Origin of the sequence: Microbispora catharanthi (assembly GCF_006334915.2) — a bacterium.
Classification (GTDB): domain Bacteria; phylum Actinomycetota; class Actinomycetes; order Streptosporangiales; family Streptosporangiaceae; genus Microbispora; species Microbispora catharanthi.
The window spans coordinates 306,814-328,517 of record NZ_VDMA02000001.1; the positions used below are offsets into that span (position 1 = coordinate 306,814).

At 73.8% G+C, this 21,704-nt stretch carries 17 protein-coding genes; 8 read left to right on the forward strand and 9 right to left on the reverse strand.

Features of this window, described 5'->3' with window-relative positions; translation table 11 throughout:
- Window positions 1–61: 61 nt before the first annotated feature.
- From FH610_RS01360 to FH610_RS01375, 4 genes are read left to right on the forward strand one after another with little or no spacing between them, the layout of a single operon-like run.
- Window positions 62–2,746 carry an FtsX-like permease family protein gene (locus FH610_RS01360; protein ID WP_139572293.1) on the forward strand — a complete coding sequence of 895 codons (2,685 nt, stop codon included), beginning with the start codon at window positions 62–64 and terminating at the stop codon, window positions 2,744–2,746.
- Window positions 2,743–5,250, forward strand: coding sequence for an FtsX-like permease family protein (locus tag FH610_RS01365; protein ID WP_139572294.1), 2,508 nt, complete (start codon window positions 2,743–2,745; stop codon window positions 5,248–5,250). Before FH610_RS01360 ends, FH610_RS01365 begins: the two co-directional genes overlap by 4 nt.
- Window positions 5,234–6,187, forward strand: a complete 954-nt coding sequence (locus tag FH610_RS01370; RefSeq protein WP_205825448.1) for an ABC transporter ATP-binding protein — start codon at window positions 5,234–5,236, stop codon at window positions 6,185–6,187. Before FH610_RS01365 ends, FH610_RS01370 begins: the two co-directional genes overlap by 17 nt.
- Window positions 6,180–6,848, forward strand: coding sequence for an ABC transporter ATP-binding protein (locus tag FH610_RS01375; protein WP_139572296.1), 669 nt, complete (start codon window positions 6,180–6,182; stop codon window positions 6,846–6,848). The genes FH610_RS01370 and FH610_RS01375 overlap by 8 nt, the downstream gene beginning before the upstream one ends.
- On the opposite strand, the gene FH610_RS01380 is transcribed toward FH610_RS01375, so the two are convergent.
- Window positions 6,849–7,784: an aldo/keto reductase gene (locus FH610_RS01380; protein ID WP_139572297.1), complete on the reverse strand. Its 936-nt coding sequence runs from the start codon at window positions 7,782–7,784 to the stop codon at window positions 6,849–6,851. It abuts the gene before it with no gap.
- A 184-nt stretch (window positions 7,785–7,968) separates the two neighbouring features.
- On the opposite strand from FH610_RS01380, the gene FH610_RS01385 reads away from it, so the two are divergent.
- Window positions 7,969–9,009 (forward strand): family 2 encapsulin nanocompartment cargo protein polyprenyl transferase, encoded by a 1,041-nt coding sequence (locus tag FH610_RS01385; RefSeq protein WP_240808682.1) that lies wholly within the window; start codon window positions 7,969–7,971, stop codon window positions 9,007–9,009.
- Here the strand turns inward: FH610_RS01385 and FH610_RS01390 are convergent.
- The 3 genes from FH610_RS01390 to FH610_RS01400 are packed head-to-tail and all read right to left on the reverse strand — an operon-like array spanning window position 9,006 to window position 14,312.
- Window positions 9,006–9,530, reverse strand: a complete 525-nt coding sequence (locus FH610_RS01390) for a MarR family winged helix-turn-helix transcriptional regulator (RefSeq protein WP_139572306.1) — start codon at window positions 9,528–9,530, stop codon at window positions 9,006–9,008. The genes FH610_RS01385 and FH610_RS01390 overlap by 4 nt on opposite strands.
- Window positions 9,527–12,529, reverse strand: a complete 3,003-nt coding sequence (locus FH610_RS01395) for an FAD-binding and (Fe-S)-binding domain-containing protein (protein WP_139572310.1) — start codon at window positions 12,527–12,529, stop codon at window positions 9,527–9,529. The genes FH610_RS01390 and FH610_RS01395 overlap by 4 nt, the downstream gene beginning before the upstream one ends.
- Window positions 12,530–12,533: 4 nt before the next feature.
- The gene (locus tag FH610_RS01400) at window positions 12,534–14,312 is read right to left on the reverse strand and encodes a thiamine pyrophosphate-dependent enzyme (protein WP_139572312.1); all 1,779 of its coding nucleotides are present in this window, start codon (window positions 14,310–14,312) and stop codon (window positions 12,534–12,536) included.
- 103 nt (window positions 14,313–14,415) lie between these two features.
- On the opposite strand from FH610_RS01400, the gene FH610_RS01405 reads away from it, so the two are divergent.
- On the forward strand, window positions 14,416–15,504 hold the full coding sequence (locus FH610_RS01405) for an enolase C-terminal domain-like protein (RefSeq protein ID WP_240808683.1): 1,089 nt from the start codon (window positions 14,416–14,418) through the stop codon (window positions 15,502–15,504).
- Window positions 15,505–15,673: 169 nt separating this feature from the next.
- On the opposite strand, the gene FH610_RS01410 is transcribed toward FH610_RS01405, so the two are convergent.
- The 3 genes from FH610_RS01410 to FH610_RS01420 form a co-directional block, all read right to left on the reverse strand.
- Window positions 15,674–16,390 (reverse strand): TNT domain-containing protein, encoded by a 717-nt coding sequence (locus FH610_RS01410; protein ID WP_161627878.1) that lies wholly within the window; start codon window positions 16,388–16,390, stop codon window positions 15,674–15,676.
- A gap of 286 nt (window positions 16,391–16,676) precedes the next feature.
- Window positions 16,677–17,369, reverse strand: coding sequence for a response regulator (locus FH610_RS01415; RefSeq protein WP_139572326.1), 693 nt, complete (start codon window positions 17,367–17,369; stop codon window positions 16,677–16,679).
- On the reverse strand, window positions 17,366–18,574 hold the full coding sequence (locus tag FH610_RS01420) for a sensor histidine kinase (protein ID WP_139572334.1): 1,209 nt from the start codon (window positions 18,572–18,574) through the stop codon (window positions 17,366–17,368). The genes FH610_RS01415 and FH610_RS01420 overlap by 4 nt, the downstream gene beginning before the upstream one ends.
- A gap of 181 nt (window positions 18,575–18,755) precedes the next feature.
- Between FH610_RS01420 and FH610_RS01425 the strand changes: the two genes are divergently transcribed.
- Together FH610_RS01425 and FH610_RS01430 are read left to right on the forward strand one after the other, a co-directional pair.
- A complete protein-coding gene (locus FH610_RS01425) occupies window positions 18,756–18,989 on the forward strand; it encodes a hypothetical protein (protein ID WP_139572341.1) in 234 nt (77 codons plus the stop codon).
- On the forward strand, window positions 18,976–20,022 hold the full coding sequence (locus FH610_RS01430) for a hypothetical protein (RefSeq protein ID WP_139572348.1): 1,047 nt from the start codon (window positions 18,976–18,978) through the stop codon (window positions 20,020–20,022). The genes FH610_RS01425 and FH610_RS01430 overlap by 14 nt, the downstream gene beginning before the upstream one ends.
- 50 nt (window positions 20,023–20,072) lie before the next feature.
- Here FH610_RS01430 and FH610_RS01435 read toward each other — a convergent pair whose 3' ends face one another.
- Both FH610_RS01435 and FH610_RS01440 read right to left on the reverse strand, forming a co-directional pair.
- Complete coding sequence (locus tag FH610_RS01435) at window positions 20,073–20,612, reverse strand: DUF1062 domain-containing protein (RefSeq protein WP_240808684.1); 540 nt, start codon at window positions 20,610–20,612, stop codon at window positions 20,073–20,075.
- Between the two features lie 257 nt (window positions 20,613–20,869).
- Window positions 20,870–21,610 carry a VOC family protein gene (locus tag FH610_RS01440; protein ID WP_139572360.1) on the reverse strand — a complete coding sequence of 247 codons (741 nt, stop codon included), beginning with the start codon at window positions 21,608–21,610 and terminating at the stop codon, window positions 20,870–20,872.
- Window positions 21,611–21,704 lie beyond the last annotated feature (94 nt).

The window sequence follows — 21,704 nt, forward strand, 5'->3', positions numbered from 1 at the left end:
TCATGATGCCGGGATGAACGTGGTGTGGCCCGGATGCTGAGGCCCGGATGCTGAGGCCCGGATGCTGAGGATGGTGCGCGCGCGGCTGCCTCTGGTGGTCCGGCGCGCGCTGGCCGAGCCACTGCTGCTGGCCGCCGCGTTCGGCTCCATCCTGCTCGCCACCACGGCGATCTCGGCTCTCCTGCTGCACGCGGGGTCGGCGACCCAGGCGGGCGTGCGGCGGGCCCTGGAGACGGCGCCGCTCGCCGCCACCGCCACCGTCGTCACCTCCTCGGTCACCGCCGGGGACTTCGCCGCGGCCGACCGGGCCGTCCGCGCGGGGATCGCCCACGCCCACGGGGAGGTGCCCGTACGGGTCACCGTGCGCGTCGAGTCCGCCTCCTACGCGCTGAAGGGACAGGATCGCGGCGACGTTCAGCCCGTCTTGACCCGGTTCGCCGCGTACGAGGGACTGGACGGCCAGGCGGACCTGGTGAGCGGGAGCTGGCCCGCCGAGACGAAGACGGCGCTGGTGGAAGTGGCGCTGTCCGAGCCGGCCGCGCGGGCGATGGGAGTCGCGGCCGGCGACGAGTTCACCGTCGTCGGACGCCTGGACGGAAAACCGGCCCGCGTGCGCGTCACCGGCGTCTTCCGGCTGCGCGACCCCGACGATCCGCGCTGGAAGGGGGAGGAACTGCTGCGCTTCGGCACGCGAACCGGCGACTTCACCTCCCGCGGACCCCTGGTCGTGCCCACCGGCACCTTCCTCGACCGCTTCGCGACCGGCGTCTCGGCCCGCTGGCTCGCCGAACCCGACCTGCGCCGGCTTTCCCCCGACCGGCTGCGGCCGTTCTCGGCGTCGGTCGCCGGGACCTCGGGTGCCGTGCGCGCCGGCTGCCCCCGGTGCACGGTCACCGAGACGCTGTCCGGCACGCTGCTGCGGCTCGACCGCGGCGCCCTGGTCGCCCGCTCGACCATGCTGGTGCCGGTGCTCCAACTGCTGGTGCTGAGCGCGTACGCGCTGGCGCTGACCGCGCGGCTGCTCGCCGAGCACCGCCGGATGGAGACGGCCCTGCTGCGATCGAGGGGCGGCGGGTCGCCGCGGCTCGCCGCCATGGCGGCGGGGGAGGCGCTGCTGATCGCGCTGCCCTGCGCGCCCGCGGCGCCGTTCCTCGCGCCCGTCCTCCTGCGGCTGGTGAGCGCGTTCCCCTGGATCGAGGCGACCGGCGTGGAGCCACCCCGGGCGCCTGACGGATCCACGTTCGCGGTCGCGGCGGCGGTCGCGCTCGCCTGCGCCGCCATGCTGGCCGCTCCGCCCCTGCTCGCCGCCCGCCGCACGTACGTCGAGGAGCAGGCGGCGCGCGGGCGCGCCGACCGGCCGGGCCTGGTCCAGCGGGCCGGGGCCGACGTGGCGCTGCTCGTCCTGGCGGCGCTCGCCGTCTGGCGCCTGCGCGGCCAGGACGCGCCGGAGACGACGCGTCTCGGCGGCGAGCTCGGGCTCGACCCGCTCGTCGGGGCGGGACCGGCGCTCGCCCTGCTCTGCGGCGGGATGGCCGCCCTGCGGCTGGTGCCCGCCGTCGCCAGGGTCGCCGAGCGGGCGACGCGGCGCCGCCCCGGGTTCGGGCCGGCCCTCGCCGCCCGGCAGGTGAGCCGGCGCCCGGCTCGCTATTCGGGCCCGGCGCTGCTGCTGACGATGGCGACGGCGATCGGCGTGCTGTCCCTGACCACCGCCGCGACCTGGCGCGGCGCCCAGGAGGACCGGGCCCGGCATCTCGCCGGCGCCGGCCTGCGCGTCCCCGCCCTTCCGGGGGACGACGCGGGGACCTTCACCACGCTGCCAGGGGTCGCGGCCGCCGTGCCCGCGCACCGCGCCAGGGTCGTCGCGGACGGCGCGGACGCCACCCTGATCGCCGCGGACGCGGCGCACCTGGGCCGTGTCCTGCTGCTGCGCCCCGACCTGTCGGAGCTGTCGCCGGCCACGCTGGCGTCCCGGATCGCCGGGTCCGGCGGACAGCCGCTTCCGGTCGTGGTGACCCCCGGCCTGGCGGACACCGTACGGATCACGGCCGGCACGGCGGCCATCCCGATCAAAGTGGTGGGCGTCGTCGCGGCGATGCCCGGCACGCCGGAAGGCACCCCGGCCCTGCTCGCCGACCTGTCGGCGCTGCGGGCGGCGGGCGCGAAGGGAGCGGAGTGGCCGGTGACGGAGTGGTGGCTGGCCGCCGACGGGCACGACACCACGCGGGCCGCCGTACTGGCCGCCTCCTGGCGAGGCCGCGGGGACGTCGTCGACGTGGCCGCGCTCACCGCCGGTTATCGGGACGACCCCACGGCGGCAGGCCTGCAGGGCGCGCTGCTGCTCGGTTTCGCGGCGGCGCTGGCGTTCGCCGTGCTGGGCTTCCTGGTCAACGCGGCGGTCTCGGCGCGCGAGCGCAGAGGCGAGTTCGCCGTGCTCGGCGCGCTCAGCGTGAGCTTCCGGCAGACGCTCGGCCTGCTCGCCGTCGAGCAGTCGTTCGTGGTCGGGCTGTCGCTGGCCGGCGGAGTGGCGCTCGCCGTGGCCGTCTCCGCCGCGGTGGTGCCGCCGATGGTGACCGCCGGATACGCGACCGGGGGCGGGCTGCCGGTGCTGCTCCACGTTCCTTGGCCTCAGGTGGCGGCGCTGGCCGTCGCGGTCCTCGTGGTGCTTCTCGTGATCGTGGCGGGGCTCGCGCGGTCGCTGCACCGCCGTGAGCCGGCCGCCGTGCTTCGTGCGGGGGAGGCGTCGTGATCCGCCTTCTGGGTGTGCACAGGGGAGTGGCGGCACTGCTTGCCACGCTGGTGTTCGGCGCCGCCCTGGTCGTCTCGGCCCTGCCTCGGATGGTCGAGTCCTCCCTCGACGCGGCGGCCAGGTCGGTCATCGGCTCCGCCCCGCCCGCCACGGCCTCACTGGCGGTCCAGTTCACCCGGCGCTTCGACCTGACGCCCATGCGGACGACGGCCGAGGCGGCCAGGGCGGACACCGCCTGGCGCGCGCTGCTCCCCCCGGCGCTGCGGGAGGTCGCCGACCCCGCCCCGCTCATCGAGATCACAGCCCCGCCGATGCTCATCAACGAGCGGGCGCACCGGTATCTCACGTTGAAGTGGGTGTCCGGGGCGGACCGGCGGGTGCGGTACGTCGAGGGCGGCCCCCCGGGCCCCCGCTCGGGCACCCGCTTCGAGGTGGCCGTGCCCGCGGTCGCCGCCACGGAGATGTCGATCAGAACGGGCGACACGGTCCGCCTCGGCGAGTTGACCGCGAAGGTCACCGGCCTGTTCGAGCCGGCGCGTCCCGCCGACCGGTTCTGGGCACTCGAGCCGGAACTCACGTACGTCATCCACCAGCGCGTGCCGCTCGCCATCGAGGACGATCTGATCGTCACCGCGCTCACCGACGGCGACAGCCTCGCGGGCGCCGAACTGCCGATGGTCTTCCGATGGCTCGTCACCCCGGCGCCGGACCGCGTCACCGCGGGCAACGCGGCGGCCGTGCTCGCCGCGACGGAGGAGTTCGGCCGCCGCCTGGGCAGGCAGGACCTCGAAGTGGCCCTGTCGACCGGGTTCGACCGCATGTTGCAGGAGTACCTGGACCGGCTGGCCGTCACGCGCGCGCTGATCACGATGTTCCTGAGCGGGCTGGCCGTCGTCTGCCTGGGCACCACGGCCCTGGCCGTGCTGCTGCTCGTCCAGCGGGTGCACGGCGACCTGCTGCTGATGCGCGCCCGAGGCGCGTCCCTGGTCCAGGTCGTGGGCGCCTGCGGGGGAGCGGTCGCGCTCGCGGCGGTGCCGGCGGCCGCGGCGGGCCAGGTGGCCGCGGGCCTCGTGCCTGGCGCCCCGACGGCGGTCGCGCGGCTGGGACCGGCCGCGCTGGCGGCGGGGACCGTCGCGATCGCCTGCGTCGCCGTCGCGCTGCGCCAGTCCCCAGGGCGGCAGTCTGCACGACGGCGGGGGCAAGGACGGCTGACCCAAGGACGACTGACAGGGAGCGCGGCCCGCCGGATCGTGATGGAGATCCTGGTGCTCGTGGTCGCCGTGGCGAGCCTCCATCTCCTGCGCACCCACGGTCTCGGCACCGGCGACGCGTTCCTCGCGCCGGCGCCCGTGCTGCTGGCGCTGGCCGCCGCGCTGGCGGTGCTGCGCGCCGGCCCTGCTCTGATCCACCTGGCCTTCCGGGCCGCCGCCCGGCGCACCGCCGCCGTGCCGTTCCTCGGGCTCGCCGCCGCCCGGGCCGTGCCGGGCGCCGCGCTGCCGGTGCTCACGCTGCTGCCGGCCGTCGCACTGGCGGCGTACGGAATGGTCACCGCCGGAGGGCTGGAGGAGGCCCAGCGGCAGGCGGCGTGGGAGCGGACCGGCGCCGAGATCAGGGTGGAGCGTGAGCAGGGCATCCCCCCGGAGACGCTGGAGCAGATCACGCACGCGCCTGGCGTCCGGGCCGTCGTCCCGGCCGCGGTCGGGACGACGGTCGCCGAGGTTGGCTTCGGCGGGCGGCCGGCCACGGTCGTCGCGGTCGACCTCGGCGCCTACCGCCGGCTGGCCGCGGGCAGCCCGCTCCACCTGCCTGCGCCGGGGACCGGTGCGCTGGTCTCGCCCGACCTGTCCGCCATGCGGAGCTTCGAGATCGGCTGGCCCGCGCAGATGACGGTCACCCCGGCGGGGACCGTCGACGCGATGCCGGGGGTGCGGGCGGGCGACGGCGCTCTCATCGTCCTCCCCGCGGCTCCCGAGCACGTCAACACGCTGCTGATCGCGGGAGACGCCGGCGCGGTCAGGCCGCTGCTGCCGTCCGGCGCGCGCATGTCCACCGTGGCGGGCGCGCTCGCCGACATCACCGGCACGCCGCTGACGGCGGCGCTGACCGCCGCGCTGCGGGTCGCCGCCGCGGCGCTGGCCGCGTACGCGCTGGCGGCCGTCGCGATCGCCCTGACCGGAGGCGCGGCCCGGCGGGCGGAGGACCTCGCCCTGCTGCGCGCCCTCGGCCTCACCCGCAGGCAGGCCGGCCTGATCACCGTCCTGGAGGCGGCCCCGCTGCTCGTCCTGACCGCCGTCGCCGGGCTGGCGGCCGGTCTCGCCATGCCCGCGCTGCTCGGGCCGGGAATCGACCTGTCGGCGTACGCGGGCGGGCGCCACGGCGCCCTGGCGACCGCCGCGCTCCTGCCCGTCCTGCCCTGTGTCGTGGCCGGTGCTCTGGCCGCCGGGGTCGCCGCCGTCGCCCTCGCGGGCGCCTACCTGGGAGGAAGCCGTGGACACGCTGGCTGACCTGGAGGCCCGGGCCACGCGGGGCGGTCCCGCGTTCGGCGCGGACGCCCACATCCTGTGCGACAACCTCGTGCGGATCTACAAGACCGAGGGCTCCGCCGCGGTCGAGGTGGTCGCCCTGCAGGGTCTCGACCTGCTCATCGGCCGGGGTGAGCTGGTGGCGATCGTCGGGGCCTCGGGATCGGGCAAGTCGACGCTGCTCAACATCCTGTCGGGGCTCGACGTGCCCACGGCCGGGCTGGCCCGGGTCGCCGGGACCGACCTGCTGTCCATGACTCCGCGCGACCGTCTCCGCTACCGGCGGTCGGTCGTGGGCTTCGTCTGGCAGCAGACCACCCGCAACCTGCTGCCGTACCTCACCGCGCGGGAGAACGTCATGCTCCCCATGCGGCTGGCGGGCGGCGCGTCCCGCCGGGCCAGGTCGTCCCGTACGGACGAGCTGCTGGAGCTGACGGGGATGGCGGACCGCGCGGACCGGCGGCCCGGGGAGATGTCCGGCGGCGAGCAGCAGCGGGTGGCCGTCGCCGTCGCCCTGGCCAACGCGCCCGAGGTGGTGCTCGCCGACGAGCCCACCGGCGAGCTGGACAGCGAGAGCGCCGAGACGGTCTTCGGCGTGCTGCGCCACGCCAACCGCGAGCTCGGCGTCACGACCGTCGTCGTGACGCACGACCCGATGGTGTCGGAGCAGGTCGACCGGACCATCGGCATCCGGGACGGCCGCACCTCCAGCGAGACGTTCCGCCGCACCTCCTCAGACGGGAGGGTGGTCGCCGAGGAGTACGCCGTGCTGGACCGGGCCGGGCGCCTGCAACTGCCGAGGGAGTTCATCAACGCCCTGTCGATGGAGCACCGGGTGCGCCTGGAGCTCGAACGCGACCACATCGGGGTCTGGCCGTCGGCCACCGGCGACGACACAGAGGAAGAGACGAATGAGTGAGCCGCTGGTCGTCGTCGAGGGCCTGCGCAAGACCTATCCCAAGGGCGTGCGCGCCCTGAGAGGGGTCTCCTTCGAGGCTCACCCCGGCGAGCTGGTCGCGATCCGCGGGCGTTCCGGCGCGGGCAAGACGACGCTGCTCAACCTGGTCGGCGGCCTGGACCGGCCCGACGAGGGGCGGGTGCGGGTGGCCGGGCAGCCGGTGCCGGAGCTGCCCGAGGAGGGCCTGCTGCGGCTGCGCCGCGACGTCGTCGGGTTCGTCTTCCAGTCGTTCCGGCTGATCCCGGTGCTGTCGGCCGCCGAGAACGTGGGCGTGCCGCTGCGGCTGGCGCGGGTTCCCGCCAAGGACAGGGAGGAGCGGGTCAAGGTGCTGCTGTCCCTGGTCGGGCTGTCCGATCAGGCCGAGCAGCGGCCCTACGAGCTGTCGGGCGGCCAGCAGCAGCGCGTGGCCATCGCCAGGGCTCTGGCCAACCGGCCCCGCCTGCTGCTCGCCGACGAGCCGACCGGTCAGCTCGACTCCCAGACCGCCCGCCAGATCATGGAACTGCTCCGGGTGCTCGTCCGGGGCGAGGGAGTGACCGCGCTGGTGGCCACGCACGACGCGGGCATCGTCGGCCTGGCCGACCGCGTCCTTGAGCTCAAGGACGGCGAGTTCCTCACCTAGTCATGTCCAGGGGAGGGCGGCGCGGCGGGCCCAGTAGGTCTCGGCGTCCTCCGCCAGATCGGCGAGCGCCTCCTCGGTCGCGTCGTCCCAGGTGACGGCGAGTGCCGCCAGGTTCTCGGCGAGCTGAGTGGTCGTGGCCGCGCCGCTCAGCACGACCCCCGCCCACGGGCGGGCGAGCACGGCGGCGAGTGCCAGGGCGTCGGGGGTGACGCCGCGTTCGCGTGCGGCGAGCGCCAGGGCCGGCGGCGCGCCGCGGGCGGTCAGCCTGCCGTTGGCCACGCCCTCCTTGACGATCACGCTAAGGCCGGCCGCGTGCGCCCGGGCCAGGGCCTCACCCGCCGAGCGCTCCAGCAGGTTCCACGTCGACTGGACCGTGTCGAAGATCCCGGTCGCGACCGCCCTGTCGATCGTCGCGGCCTGGCGGGGACCGGTGGTGGACAGGCCCACGGCGACGCCCTCGGCGCGCAGAGCGCGCAGCGCGCCGAGCACCTCCTCGTCGTCGAGCACCCCGCTCTCGACCGTGGCGGAATGGATCTGGTAGAGCGACAGATGCTCGCCGAGCAGTTCCCGGGTCTCGCCGAGCTGGCGGCGCAGCCGCGCGGCCGACAGGTCCTTCTCCTCGTGGCGGTCGGCGTCCATGCGCCAGCCGCCGACGTACTCGTACCCCCACTTCGACCCGACCTCGACCTCGCCGGGCCGGATGCCCCGGTTGGCCAGCCAGCCCGCGAGGAACTCCTCCGCCAGGCCGTAGGAGCGGGCCACGTCGTAGTAGCGCACGCCCGCCGCCCGGGCGGCGTCCAGCACCTCCCAGGTGCGCGCCCGCATCGCCGCCACATCGCGGTCACCGCCGAGGTCCTCGTCCCGGCCGAGTGTGATGTACGCGGGGCGGCCGATCGCGGCGAGCCCGAGACCCATTTCCTGCACCCATTTCCGCATGGGGCACCACGTTAGGAGATATCGAGCGATCCGGCGGGACGCGCCGCCGGTCTGGGCTGAGGAGCGAGTGGGGAGTGAGCGCCCCGATGGTGAGCGGGAAGCACGTGTGGCGAGGAGGCGGCCGGGGTATGCCGACAACTCCAGCCGGCCTGTGGGGTCCACTCGAGCCCGAGGTGGTGGGAGCGTGACGGAACCGGTTGCAGAGGGAGTGCGGACCGCGGCGGACGTGCTCGCCCGGACGCGCGACCTGGTGGAGCCCGCCCTGCGTCGTGCGGTAGACACCCTGCCTCCGTCGATGCGACGGATGGCGGGATACCACTTCGGATGGTGGGACGCGCGGGAGCGGCCGGTGCGGGCGGGCGGCGGCAAGGCCCTTCGGCCCGCGTTCACGCTCCTGGCGGCCGAGGGCGCCGGGGGAGACATGGACACGGCACTGCCGGCCGCGGTCGCGGTCGAGCTGGTGCACAACTTCTCCCTCGTCCACGACGACGTGATGGACGGCGACGCGGTCCGCCGCCACCGCCCCACGGTGTGGAACGTCTTCGGGCGCTCCGACGCGATCCTGGCCGGCGACTCCCTGCTGGCGCTGGCCTTCGCCGTGCTCGCCGGGGGAGGCCGGCCCGCCGACAGCACGCGCACGCTGGCCCGGTGCGTCCAGTCGCTGCTGGACGGCCAGAGCGCCGACCTCGGCTTCGAGGAGCGCGCGGACGTGAGCCTGGGGGAGTGCGTACGCATGGCGGAGGGCAAGACGGGCGCGCTGTTCGGCTGCGCCTGCGCCCTCGGCGCGCTGCAGGCTGCCGCATTCCCGGGGGGAGCCACCACCGAGCAGGTGGCCTTCCTGCGGGTGTTCGGCGAGCGCGTGGGGCTGGCGTTCCAGATCGTCGACGACCTGCTGGGCATCTGGGGCGACCCGGCCGTCACCGGCAAACCCGTCCACTCCGACCTGCGCAACCGGAAGAAGTCCCTGCCGGTCGTCGCCGCGCTGACGTCGGGCACGCCGGCCGGCGGCGCGCTCGCCATGCTGTACCGCCGCCCGCTCGCGCAGGCCGACCTCGCACGGGCGGCGCGGCTGGTGGACGAGGCGGGCGGGCGCGCGTGGAGCCTCGCCAGGGTGGACGACCTGTTGTCCGAGGCGCTGGAGGCGCTGCGGTCGGCGGAGCTGGCGCCGGGGCCGGCGGCGGGTCTGGAGGCCCTGGCCCGCCTGGCCGCCGACCGCGACCGCTAACCGTCCACCGCGTCCACCGCGTCCACCCCGTTCACCTCGTCCGCCCCGGCCGCCGCGGTGAGCTCGCGCAGCGTCCGCGCGAGCGTACGGCGGCTGTCCGGCGGCAGATGGCGCAGCGCGGCGGCGATGTGCCCGCGGCGGGCCGCGCGGATCCGTTCGAGCGACCTCCTGCCGGTGTCGGTGACGTCGATGCTGACCTCACGGCGGCTGTGCGGGGACAGCAGGCGCGTCAGCAGCCCGGCGGTGTGCAGGCGGGTCACCAGGCGGCCCGTGGCCGAGACCGACATGCCCAGCAGGGCGGCGAGCCCGCTCAGGTTCAGCGGGCCGTGCCGGTCGACCGCGAGCAGCACCCGCAACTGGGTGACCGACAGGTCGGTGCCGCGGACCACCGCGTTGAGGGTCATCTCCACCAGGGCGAGCGAGGCGTCCTCGACCGACCACGCGTCCTCCTCCAGCGCGGGGTCCGTCTCTTCCGAAGCTCCGAAATCCAGGGCTCCGGACTGCAGGGCTCCGGTGCTCATCGCGTCCCCAGCACCCGCGCCGGGCCGGGCCTGCGCGAGGCGCGCCACTCCGGGTGGTCGCCCAGCGGCGTGCCCCGCACCCCGGCCGCCAGCAACTCCGCGAGGTGGATCGCCTGGCGTCCCACCCCCGCCTGCTCGATCTGCGTACGGCAGCTGAAGCCGTCGGCGAGGACGACCGTGCGGGCGTCGGCGGCGCGGATGGCCGGCAGGATCTCGTGCTCCGCGCAGGTCATCGACACCTCCAGGTGGCCGGCGGTGAAGCCGAAGTTCCCGGCGAGGCCGCAGCAGCCGCCCACCGCCTCCACCCGGACGCCGGCGCGGGACAGCAGGGCCTGATCGGTCTCGAAGCCGAGCACCGAGTGGTGGTGGCAGTGCGGCTGGGCGACGGCGTCCCGGTCGATCCGGGGCGGATCCCATCCGTCGGTCGCGCTCAGCAGCTCGGCGAGGGTCCTGGTCTGCTCGCGCAGCCGGGCGAAGTCCCGGTCGTGCGCGAACATCTCGGGCGCGTCGGCGCGGAACACCGCCGTGCAGCTCGGCTCCAGCCCGACGATCGGGATGCCGCGGCGCAGTGCCGGGGCGAGCGTCCGCACGGTGCGGCGCAGCACCCGCCGCGCCACGCCGAGCTGGCCGGTCGATATCCACGTCAGGCCGCAGCACAGCGTGCGCGGCGGGATCAGCACGCGATAGCCGGCCGACTCCAGCACCTCGACGGCGGCACTGCCGATGTGGGGGTGAAGGTTGTCGGTGAAGGTGTCCGGCCACAGCACCACGGGGCCCCGCTCGCCCCCGCCGCGCGTCCCGCGCCGCCGATACCAGTCGCTGAAGCGGACCCGCGCGAAGTCCGGCACCGGCCGGGCCGGTTCGAGCCCCGCCAGGCGCTTGGCGAGCCCGGACAGCACGGGCGCGTGCGCCAGCGCGTTGACCACGCCCGGAGCGAGCGCGGCCACGCGGGCCCACACCGGCAGCCACCCCATCGCGTAGTGGTCCATCGGCCTGATCCTGCGGGCGTAGTGGTGGGCGAGGAACTCGGCCTTGTACGTCGCCATGTCGACCTGCATCGGGCAGTCGTGCTTGCAGCCCTTGCAGGCCAGGCACAGGTCGAGGGCGTCGTGCACGGCGGTGGAGCGCCAGCCGTCCCGCACCGCGGAGTCGGCGTGGCCGTTCAGCATCTCGAACAGCAGCCGGGAGCGTCCGCGAGTGGAGTGCTCCTCCTCGCCCGTGGCCCGGTAGGACGGGCACATGACACCGCCGACGTGCTCGCGGCACTTGCCGACCCCCACGCACCGCATGACGGCCCGCTGGAAGCTGCCCTCGTCGTCGGGGTAGCCGAAGTGCACGGGCGGGTCGGCGGGCGTCCACTCGGGGCCGAGCCGCAGGTTCTCGTCCAGCCCGTACGGCGCGACGACCTTGCCCGGGTTCATCCGGTCGCCGGGATCGAAGACGGCCTTGACCTGTTCGAAGGCGGTCATGACCGCGGGCCCGAACATCTTGGGCAGCAGCTCGCCCCTGGCCTGCCCGTCGCCGTGCTCGCCCGACAGCGAGCCGCCGTAGGAGATGACGAGATCGGCGGCCCGTTCGACGAAGGCCCGGAAGGCCGCCACCCCGTCGGCCGTCACCAGGTCGAACGGGATGCGGGTGTGCACGCAGCCCTGCCCGAAGTGCCCGTACAGGGAGGCGTCGCCGTAGCCGAACTCGTCGAACAGGCCGCGCAGGTCACGCAGGTAGCCGCCGAGCCTGTCCGGCGGTACGGCCGAGTCCTCGAAGCCCTCCCACGTCTCGCGCATGCCGGGCACGCGGGCGGTGGCGCCGAGCCCGGACTCGCGGACCTCCCACAGCTTCTTCTCGATCTTCGCGTCGTCGACGAAGGAGATGTGCGGCGCGTGCTCGCCGCCCTCCAGCTCTTGCAGCAGGTCACATGCCTTGGCGTCCGCCTCCTTCTGGGAGTCGGCGCCGAAGGAGACCATGAGCCAGCCGCCGCCCTCCGGCAGCCGCTTGAGGGCGTCGGGATGCATGTGCTTGCGCCGCTCGAAGTCCACGAGCTTGTCGTCCACCCCCTCCAGCTGGAGCGGGCCGTAGCGGGCGATGCGCGGCACGGCGTCGGCGGCCACGTTGATGTCGTGGTAGCCGAGCAGGAGGAGGCACTCGGCCTTGGGCGCGGGCACCAGGCGCAGCTCGGCCCGCAGCACGGTGACCAGCGTGCCCTCCGACCCGACCAGCGCCCTGGCCAGGTCGAACCCGGCCTCGGGCAGGAGCTGGTCGAGGTTGTAGCCCGACACCCGGCGGGGGATGTCGGGGAAGCGGCGGCGGATCTCGTCGGCGTGCTCGTCCACGATCGCGCGCAGCTCGCGGTAGATCCGCGCCCTCGGCCCGCCCTCGGCGACGATCCGGTCGAACTCCTCGCCGCCGGTCGGCCCCACCCATATCCGCTGGCCGTCGTAGGTGAGGATCTCCAGCCGCGCGATGTTGTCGGCGGTCTTGCCGTACGCCTGGGCGGTCGAGCCGCACGAGTTGTTGCCGATCATCCCGCCGAGCGTGCACTGGGAGTGCGTGGACGGGCGCGGCCCGAACATCAGGCCGGTGTCGGCCAGCAGCCGGTTCAGCACGTCGAGCACGATGCCGGGCTCGACGACGCAGGTGCGCGCCGCGGCGTCCACCGACACCAGCCGGTGGCAGTACTTGGACCAGTCGATGACGACGGCGGTGTTGCAGGTCTGACCGCCCAGGCTCGTCCCGCCGCCCCGCGAGGTGATGGGCGCGCCGTGCTCCCGGCAGACCGCGATCGCCTCGGCCGCCGCGTCCACCGTGCGCGGCACCACCACCCCGAGCGGCACCTGCCGGTAGTTCGATCCGTCGGTGGAGTAGGCCCCCCGGCTGCCCGGGTCGAACCTGACCTCGCCGTCCACCCGGGCGGCGAGGTCCCGCTCCAGGTCGCGCACCCGCACGTACGGGCGTCGCGGCCGGGTCGTCACGGGCGGGGGAACGAGCACCTGGTCCGTCATGGCGTCACCGCCCCAGTTGAGAGATCTTGTCCTTGAACAGCGTCGTCGCGATGGCCGCCTTGTGCGGCTGCCCCTTCAGGAACGCCTCGGCGAACTTGACCGCCTGGTCGCGGGCGACCTTGCCCGGCATGGGCGGCTCGTTCGGGTCGACGTCCACGTCCACCAGCGCCGGCCCCGGATGGGCGAGGGCCTGCCGTACCGCCTCGTCCACTTCGGCGGGGTCGGTGACCTTGCGGCCGTACCCGCCGCAGGAGCGGGCCCAGGCGGAGAAGTCGGAGGACGGCTCGCCGAACCTGACCCCGTGCTCGGGATACCCCAGCACCATCTGCTCCCACAGGATCTGGCCGAGCGAGCCGTTGTTGTTCACCACCACCGTGATCGGCAGGCCCAGACGGGCCGCGGTGAGGAACTCGGCCATGAGCATCGCGAAGCCGCCGTCGCCGATGAACGCGATCACCTGCCGGTCGGGGTGGGCGAGCTGCGCGGCGATCGCGTACGGCAGGCCGGGGGCCATCGTGGCGAGGTTGCCCGACAGGTAGAACTCCCGGTCGCCGCGGATGGTCCAGTGCCGGGCCGCCCAGGTCGCGATCGTGCCGGAGTCGCAGGTGAGGATGGCGTCGTCGGAGGCGGCCCGGTCCACGCAGCCGATCAGATACTGCGGGGCGATCGGGGCGCGCTCCGGATTCTCCAGAGCGGCCATGTTCTCCCGCCATTCGGCCATGGCCTTCTGGTACTTCTCCAGGTGCGCCCGCTTCTCACCGCGGTTGTCGTCACCGCGCAGCAGCGGCAGCAGCGCGGCCAGCCCCTCCTTGGCGTCCCCGATCATCGGCACCTCGGTCGGCATGCGCACGCCCGCCCGGGCGGGGTCGGCGTCGATCTGCACGACGCGGACCTTGCCGGGCTCCGGCAGGTGCTTGGTGTAGGGGAAGTTGGTGCCGACCATCAGCAGGGTGTCGCAGTCCTCGACCAGTTCCTCGCCCGGCTTCGTGCCGAGCAGGCCGATGCCGCCCACCGCGTACGGCGAGTCGTCGGGGATGACCGCCTTGCCGGGCAGCGTCTTGATCACGGGGGCGCCCAGCGCCTCGGCGACGGCGAGCACCTCCTCACGGGCGTGCAGGGCGCCGGCCCCGGCCAGGATCGCGGGCCGCCGGGCCGCGTTGAGCACCTCGGCGGCGGCCCGCAGGTCCTCCTGACGCGGCACGCCGGGCGGGGACAGGTAGACGGGGGCGGTCGCGGGGGGCCGCGCGGGGGCGACGTGCTGGTAGGGGTCGGCGTCGGCGGGTGCGACCTGGACGTCGTTGGGCAGGCACAGGTGGGCCACCCCGCGCCGCGCGTACGCCGTGCGGATCGCGATGTCCACCACTCCCGGCAGCTGGGCCGGGTTGTCCACCACGAGGTTGTATTCCGCGACGTCCTCGTACAGCCGGTCGAGGTGGACCTCCTGCTGGTAGCCGGTGCCCAGCACGCTGGTCTCCTGCATGCCCGTGATGGCCAGCACCGGCTGGTGGTCGAGCTTGGCGTCGTACAGGCCGTTGAGCAGGTGGATCCCGCCGGGGCCCGAGGTGGCCAGGCACACCCCGATGCGGCCGGTGGCCTTCGCGTGCGCGGCCGCCATGAACGCGGCCGCCTCCTCGTGATGCACCAGCACGAACCGGACCCGGTCGGATTGGCGGCGCAGCCCTTCCATGATGCCGTTGATGCCGTCACCGGGAAGCCCGAAGACGGTGTCGACACCCCAGTCGGCGAGCCGTCTGATGAGTACTTCGGAGGCGATTTCCGTCATACGTGCCGCGCTGCCCCTGGAATGGGAAGCCGAACACTCACCGCATGGAAAATCTTTCCTCCAATCCAGAGTCCTGGGGGCACGCCCGGGTAGGGGGACGCCCGTGATCAGAGACCTCCACGTGTCGGCCTACCGCGTGCCGACCGACCGCCCGGAGGCCGACGGCACGCTGAGCTGGGACGCGACCACGATGGTGGTGGTCCGCGCGGACGCCGGCGAGGCGACCGGGCTCGGCTGGACCTATGCCCCGGCCGCCGCCGCGGCGGTCGTCACGGACCTGCTCGCGCCCGTGGTGCGCGGGGGCGATCCGTTGGACGTGCCGGGCCTGTGGACCGCGATGGTCCGCCGGGTGCGCAACGCGGGCCGCACGGGCGTCGCGGGGTATGCGATCTCCGCGGTCGACGTCGCGCTCTGGGACCTCAAGGCCCGGCTGCTCGGCGTGCCGCTCGCCCGCCTGTTCGGCCTCGCCAGGCAGTCCGTGCCCGTGTACGGCTCGGGCGGGTTCACCACGTACGACGACGACGTCACGACGGCCCAGCTCGCGCACTGGGCCCACGAGCAGGGCATTCCCCGCGTCAAGATCAAGATCGGAGAGTCCGCGGGCACCGCGCCCGCACGCGATCTGCACCGCGTCGCGCTCGCCCGCCGCGTCCTCGGGGACGCCGCCGAACTGTACGTGGACGCCAACGGCGGCTACAGCGCGAAGCAGGCCGTGCGGATGGAGCGCCGGATGCGCGACCACGATGTGCGATGGTTCGAGGAGCCGGTGTCCTCCGACGACCTGGCCGGGCTGCGCCTGGTGCGCGAGCGGGCCGACGCCGACGTCGCGGCCGGGGAGTACGGCGGCGATCTCATCTACTTCACCCGCATGTGCGCGGCGGGCGCGGTCGACTGCCTGCAGATCGACGCGACCCGCTGCGGCGGCTACACGGGCTGGTCGGGCGCGGCCGCGATCGCCGCCGGGCACGGGCTGGAGGTGTCGGCCCACTGCGCGCCCAACCTGCACGCGCCGGTCGCCGCGGCGACCCCGAACCTGCGCCACGTGGAGTGGTTCCACGATCATGTGCGTATCGAGGGCGACCTGTTCGACGGCGCGGCCGATCCCCGGGGCGGCGCCGTGCGCCCGCCGGGCGCGCCGGGCCACGGCCTGACGCTGCGCGCTGACGCCGCCGAGCCGTACCGGGTCGCTTAGGGCCCGTTCAGTCCTCGGGTTCGCGCCGGACGACGCTGTAGCGGAGCGCGCAGGATGCGGGGGTGGTAGTGGATGTTGTGGTTCCACCGCGTGCCGTTCTCCGCTGACCTGTGATCATCCTGCCCGAACCGGGCGGGCGCGGCCTGCCCGCCCGGTCACCGCGAGGGGCTCAGTTGAGGCGTTCGAGGTAGCCGTTGTCGGCGAGCCAGCCGATCGACACCTCGCCGTCCGGGTTCGCCGGAGCGCCGGGGATGTACTTGGCGAGCGTGTGGAACTGCTCGCCCTGGCCGGGCATCTGGAACGCCGAGGCGGCCGGCCCCGCGTCCACGAGGAACGACCGGATCACCCGGTAGGCGTGGTAGTTGCACAGGTGCGGGTCGCCCGGGACGTTGTTGAGATTGTTCGGCCGCAGCGATCGCTCGGGGAACGGCGTGCCGAACGGAGCGAGGAACGCGCCGCTCTCTCCGCCGAAGCGGTCCACCTTGTAGCCGAGCGGCAGTTTCGCCGTCCTGATGAGCGGGCGGCCGTTGGTGTACCCGCCGGAGTGGGCGAACCCGGAGTCCTGGGGGAAGCGGTAGGAATTGGCCGACGGGATGAAGTAGCGCTCCAGGAACCGCTCGGGGGAGAGGCCGCCATAGCGCACGTAGCCGTCCAGGATCTTGGCGACCAGTCCGGTGCGCGGCAGGACCACCGGGCCGAGGTTCGGGTCGCCGTTGACGAACGGCGGCCCGCAGACCTGGCCCGTCTTCGCGCCCAGCGTCTGGGGGCCGGAGGTCGCCGGGCCCTGCCCGGCGGGCGCGGTCGCGGCCTGGGCCGGGACACCGGTCAGGGCCGCCGTGGCGAGGGTGCAGGCGGCCACGAACAGCTTGGGTGAATGAACGCGCACGAATTCTCCTGAGATTGCGCACACAGCATGCGATCTGGACATATGCGCATCAGGTCGATTTCCTTGGGAATTGCTCGGCGAAGGGTGTCGAGAAATAGCCATGATCGCTCTGACACGTTGAATTCGTGCGTACCCGCCCCTTGTTCAGGGGCATCGCAAGGAGATCGCCGTAGCGATCAAAACCTCGGACGGTCGGGCGAAACAAAGCCGACATGAGGCGATATAAGGAATCTAATTCGCGGCGGCGGGGTCTTCCGGAATTGCGCGAAAGAGGCGACCGCCCTTTTCAGCCGTCCGTGTCGAGTGGGTCGTCGAGCAGTCCGGCGTCGTGGACGAGCAGGGCGATCTGGACGCGGTTGTTGAGGCCGAGCTTGGCGAGGATGCTCGACACGTGCGTCTTGACGGTGGGAACGCTGAGGTGCAGCAGGGCGCCGATCTCGGCGTTCGGCCTGCCCTGGCCGACCGCCACCGCGACCTCCCGTTCCCGGTCGTTCAGCCGTGCCAGGCGCTCCCGGGCGCGGGCCCGGCGCCGGTCCTGGCCGCCCTCGGCGACTCGGGCGATGAGCCGCCGGGTGACCGCCGGGGACAGGACCGGATGGCCGGCGGCCACCCGGCGGATCGCGGCCACGATCTCGTCCGGCGGGGTGTCCTTCAGCAGGAATCCGGCGGCCCCCGCGCGCAGGGCGCGCAGCACGTGCTCGTCGGCGTCGAACGTGGTCAGCACGATCACCTCGGGCGCACCGTCACCGGCGCGCAGCGCCTCGGTGGCGGCCAGGCCGTCCATCACCGGCATCCGGATGTCCATCAGCACCACGTCGGGGCGGTGCCGGCCGGCCAGCGGCAGCACCTCGGCGCCGTCCCCGGCCTGGGCGAGCACGCGGATGTCCGGGGCGCCGCCGAGCATCATCACCAGGCCGGCCCTGACCAGGGGGTCGTCGTCGGCGATGAGCACGCCGATGGCGGAGTCGGGCATGGTCATGCCGGCCACGGTAGCCAGACCCGCACGCGCCAGCCACCCGGGTCCCCGTCGCCGCCCTCGTTCACCGGTTCGTCCACGGGGCCGTGCTCCAGCCGTCCCCCGGCCAGCGTGACGCGCTCGGCCAGGCCGGCGAGGCCGTGGCCGCCTCCGCTCCCGGCATCCCTTGCGATGGGCGCAGGGGCGTCGTCGACCACCTCGACCGTCAGGCCCTCGCCGGGCGCGCCCGCGACCCGTACGCGGACCCCGGCTCCCGGCGCGTGCTTGCGCGCGTTGGTGAGGGCCTCCTGCACGACCCGGTAGGCGGTGTGGCCCGTCCGGCCCGGGACCGTCTCCCTCGAGCCGAGGTCGTCGCACAGCTCCACCCGCATGCCGGCCCGGCCGGACTCCGCGACGAGCTCCCGCAGGTCGGCGAGGGTGGGCAGGCCGGGCCGCGTGGGCGCGGACGGTTCACCGGCCGGGGCGCGCAGCACGCCGATCACCTCGCGCAGATCCTGCAGGGCCTGGTGGGCGCTCTCCCTGATCACCCGCGCCGCCCGGGCGACGTCGGCGGGGTCGGCGCCGGGATTGAACTCCAGCGCTCCCGCGTGCACGCTCAGCAGGGACAGCCGGTGGCCGAGCACGTCGTGGATCTCCCTGGCGATGGCGTCGCGGACCTGGTGCTGCGCCTGCTCGGCCCGCAGCCTCGCCTCGGTCTCCATCCGGGCCGCGCGGTCGCGCTGCGCCAGCACCAGCCGCCGCCGGTGGTGGACGAACAGCCCCCAGCCGGTCGCCGCGCCCTGCAGGGCCAGGCCCAGCGTGAACATCGCGAGCGGCGGCTCCGCCGGTTCCGGGCGCAGCCACGTGAAGACGATCGCGGCCGGCACGCTGAGGCCGAACACCGTGCCGGAGGTCCGCGGGCGGCGGTGGACCGCGACCGAGAAGAGCGCGGCCAGCATCGGGCCGGCGACCATCTCGAAGGCCGCCGACAGCGCGACGAGCGTCACCGCGAGCTCGACCGGCCACCGGCGGCGCAGCCACAACGCGGCGCAGCCGAGCGCGCCCACGAACTGGTCGAGGGGGAACAGCCACGCCGGCGGCAGCGGCGCGGTGCCGAGGCGGTCCACCGACATGAAGAAGGTGAAGGCCACGACGAGCACGAACATCGCCGAGTCCACGAGCCAGTCGCGTCGGCTTCGCCGGTGCCGGGGGGCGGCGGGGGAATCCATATCCCCCGCAGCGTACGACCTCGCAGGAGGCCCGCCCACGGCTGAGCGGCGAAGACCATACCGAAGTCGGGTGGCGTCCGACTTCGGTCGGGCGGCATGCCGAACGCCGGCGACCTTCGCCGGCGGGGAGGATGCCGATGCCCGATCCCCGCCGGACGGGCCGGTCCCTAGCGTCGGCGTCATGCGCAACGCCATCCAACTCGCCGGGGCGTTCCTGGTCGTCGCGGGCATCAGCGGGACCATCGACCACCTGGCCGTGCAGCCGTTCTGGGGCGCGATACTCAACGTCTTCAACCGGCAGGTCATCCCGCGACTGTCCTTCCTGACCGGCTACGAGGTCTACGCCAACCTTCTCGTCGCGGTCGTCGGCGCCGTCGTCCTCGCCGCCGCATGGAGGCGAAATGAAGACGCCTGATGTGCGGCGGCTCGCCATGGCGGCCGGGCTCCTGGTCCTGGCGCCGGTGTGCGCCGAGTACGTCACGGGTTACGACGACAGCACGGGCGACCCGTTCGTGCTCGCCGTCAGCCTGCTCGTCTTCAGCCCGTTGTACGGCGCGCCCGCGCTGCTCATCCGCGAGACGGCCCGCCGCCTGGACGTGCGCTGGCCGGGCATCCTCGCCCTCGCGGCGGCCTTCGGCGTGCTGCAGGCCGGCGTCATCGACCAGTCCATGTTCAGCGAGGGCTATCGGGACATCCCGTACTGGGAGGAGATGGTCCGCCCGACGTACGTCGCGCCACTGGGACTGGCGGCCTACACCACGCTGTCCTTCGTCGCCGGTCACGCGATCTGGAGTTTCGGCGTGCCGATCGCGCTGACGGAGGCGCTGAGCCCCCGGCTGTCGCGTACGCCCTGGCTGCGGACGCCCGGCCTGGTCACGGCTGCGGCGCTGTACTTCGCGGCGGCGGCGATCGTGCTGCGCGACCACCTGCGGACCGAGCACGACCACGCTACGGCCGCGCAGATCGGGGGATCGCTTGCGGTCGTCGCCCTGCTCGTGCTCGTCGCGCTGACCTCCGCCGCGAGAAGACGGCGACGGCCCGAACCCCCGGCACCGTCTGGAGGCACCCCGCCGCGGCCGGTCGTCGTGGCGGCGGGCGGCCTGGTGGCGGGCCTGGCCTTCAACTTCCTGCCCTCGACCTGGGCCGGGGTCGCGGCCGGGCTCGCGGTGATCGCCCTGTGCGCCGCGGTCGCCGGCCGTCTGTCCCGCTCGGCGGGGTGGACCGGCCGCCACGTCGCCGCGCTCGCCGCCGGAGCCCTGACCGCGCGCGTGGCGGTCGGGTTCCTCGTGGTCCCGCTGGGCGATGTCGCGCCGGTCGCGAAGTACGCGCACAACGTCGCGTTCCTCGCGGGCGCGGTGCTGCTCGGCGTCCTGGCGACGCGGCGTCGAGGCACCGCGGGCTCGCACGACAAGGGGGTTGAGGAACATCGGAACGGAAACCGGCGGTAAGCCTGGGGTGAAGCCGGGCGGGCCGGGTGGCCCGCCCGGCTACATTCCCTCTAGTCGCCGGCCATCACGGTGAAGGTGAATCCGGCGCTCGTCGGACGGCGCAGCGGAATGTCGCACTTGATCCGGCGCAGTACCTCGTTCCTGCTGAGGCCGAGCCCTTGCGCGATGAGCCGTTCAGGGCGCACCGGTACCGGATCCTCGAAGACGACCTCCACCTGGACCGGCCACGCCTCGTCGAGCCGTGCCGACGGGGTGTCCAGCCGCCAGGCCCCCGTCCAGTCGAGGGTGAAGCGGTTGCGCCGGGCGAGCAGCGGATCCAACAGCCTCGCCGCCACCAGTTCCGGATCGTTGACGCGGTAGCCGTGGAGCTCGGCCGGATCGAAGGATCTGACCGGTGCTCGCTCGTGCACGGTGAGCTTGCCCGTCCGATCGCAGGATACGCAGCGGACCAGCAGCCACACGTCCAGCAGCTTGCCGTTGGCGTTGACGCGGAACCTGCCCTCGCCGGTGGTGGCCGACTCCGACCCGCAGTCCACGCACCGCAACGACAGCAGAGGCAGCCTGGTCCGGCGAACGACCCAGGGCAGCACGGTATGAGGTTGTGAAGACATGATCTCTCTAGACCTGACATGAGGCCGATTGCGCGCGACCTCAAACGCTGTATGACCGGGCGCGCAAGGGCAGCCCGGCAGAACCGACGGGAGCGTCGGCTACAGGTGAGCGGAAGAAGGTGTCAGGTCTGAAGAGCAGGCGGGGTCACGCGGTTTTGTCCTCTGTCCTCACTGCGACGGGCTGCAGGCAACCTACGGGAACCTGGAAGGAAGGCTCAAACGGTTTTCAGGGCGCGTCAGCCCGGGGTGAGGACGCAGAACTCGTTGCCCTCGGGGTCGGCGAGGACGATCCACGACACATCGCCCTGGCCGACGTCGGCGAGCGTCGCGCCGAGGGTCCGCAGCCGGGCGACCTCCGCCGCTTGATCGTCACCGCGGTACGGCATCAGGTCGAGATGGACGCGGTTCCACACGGTCTTCACGCCGGGCGTTGTGCGGAGGAACTCCAGATATGGCCCGACACCCTTGGCCGAACGCAGCACCGCGTGATCGTCGGTCACCTCGTGCAGGGTCCAGTCCATCGCCTCACCCCAGAACCGGGCCATGGCCCGCGGGTCCGCGCAGTCGACCACCACCCGGGCGATCGGCCCGGTGTCCCGGTAGATCTCCCGAGGCTCCAGCACGCAGAACACGTTGCCCTCCGGGTCGGCCAGAACCGTCCACGGGACATCGCCCTGGCCCACATCGGCGGGCGTCGCACCGAGCTCCTTCAGGCGCGCGACCAACTCCGTCTGATGGGCCGCGGAGGTCGTGGCGAGATCGAGGTGCACGCGATACTTCACCGTCTCGGGGTCCGGGACGGCGACGACGTCGACGCAGACGGCGACGGGGTCCGGCCAGGCGAAACCCAAGGGTTCGACGTTTGTCACACCGGGTCCCTCGCTGGAGACACCCCAGCCGAGCACATCCGCCCAGAACCGGCCGAGCGCCGAGTCATCCCGGGCCTTGAAATTCACCTGAACAAGTCGCAGCGCCATGCCGCCCAACCCTATGCCCAGGTGAATCTGTGCGGCTTCGGACGGGCGCCGGAGGAGGGCGACGGCAGCTCGGCGAGGTGCCGGAGCTCGGGCG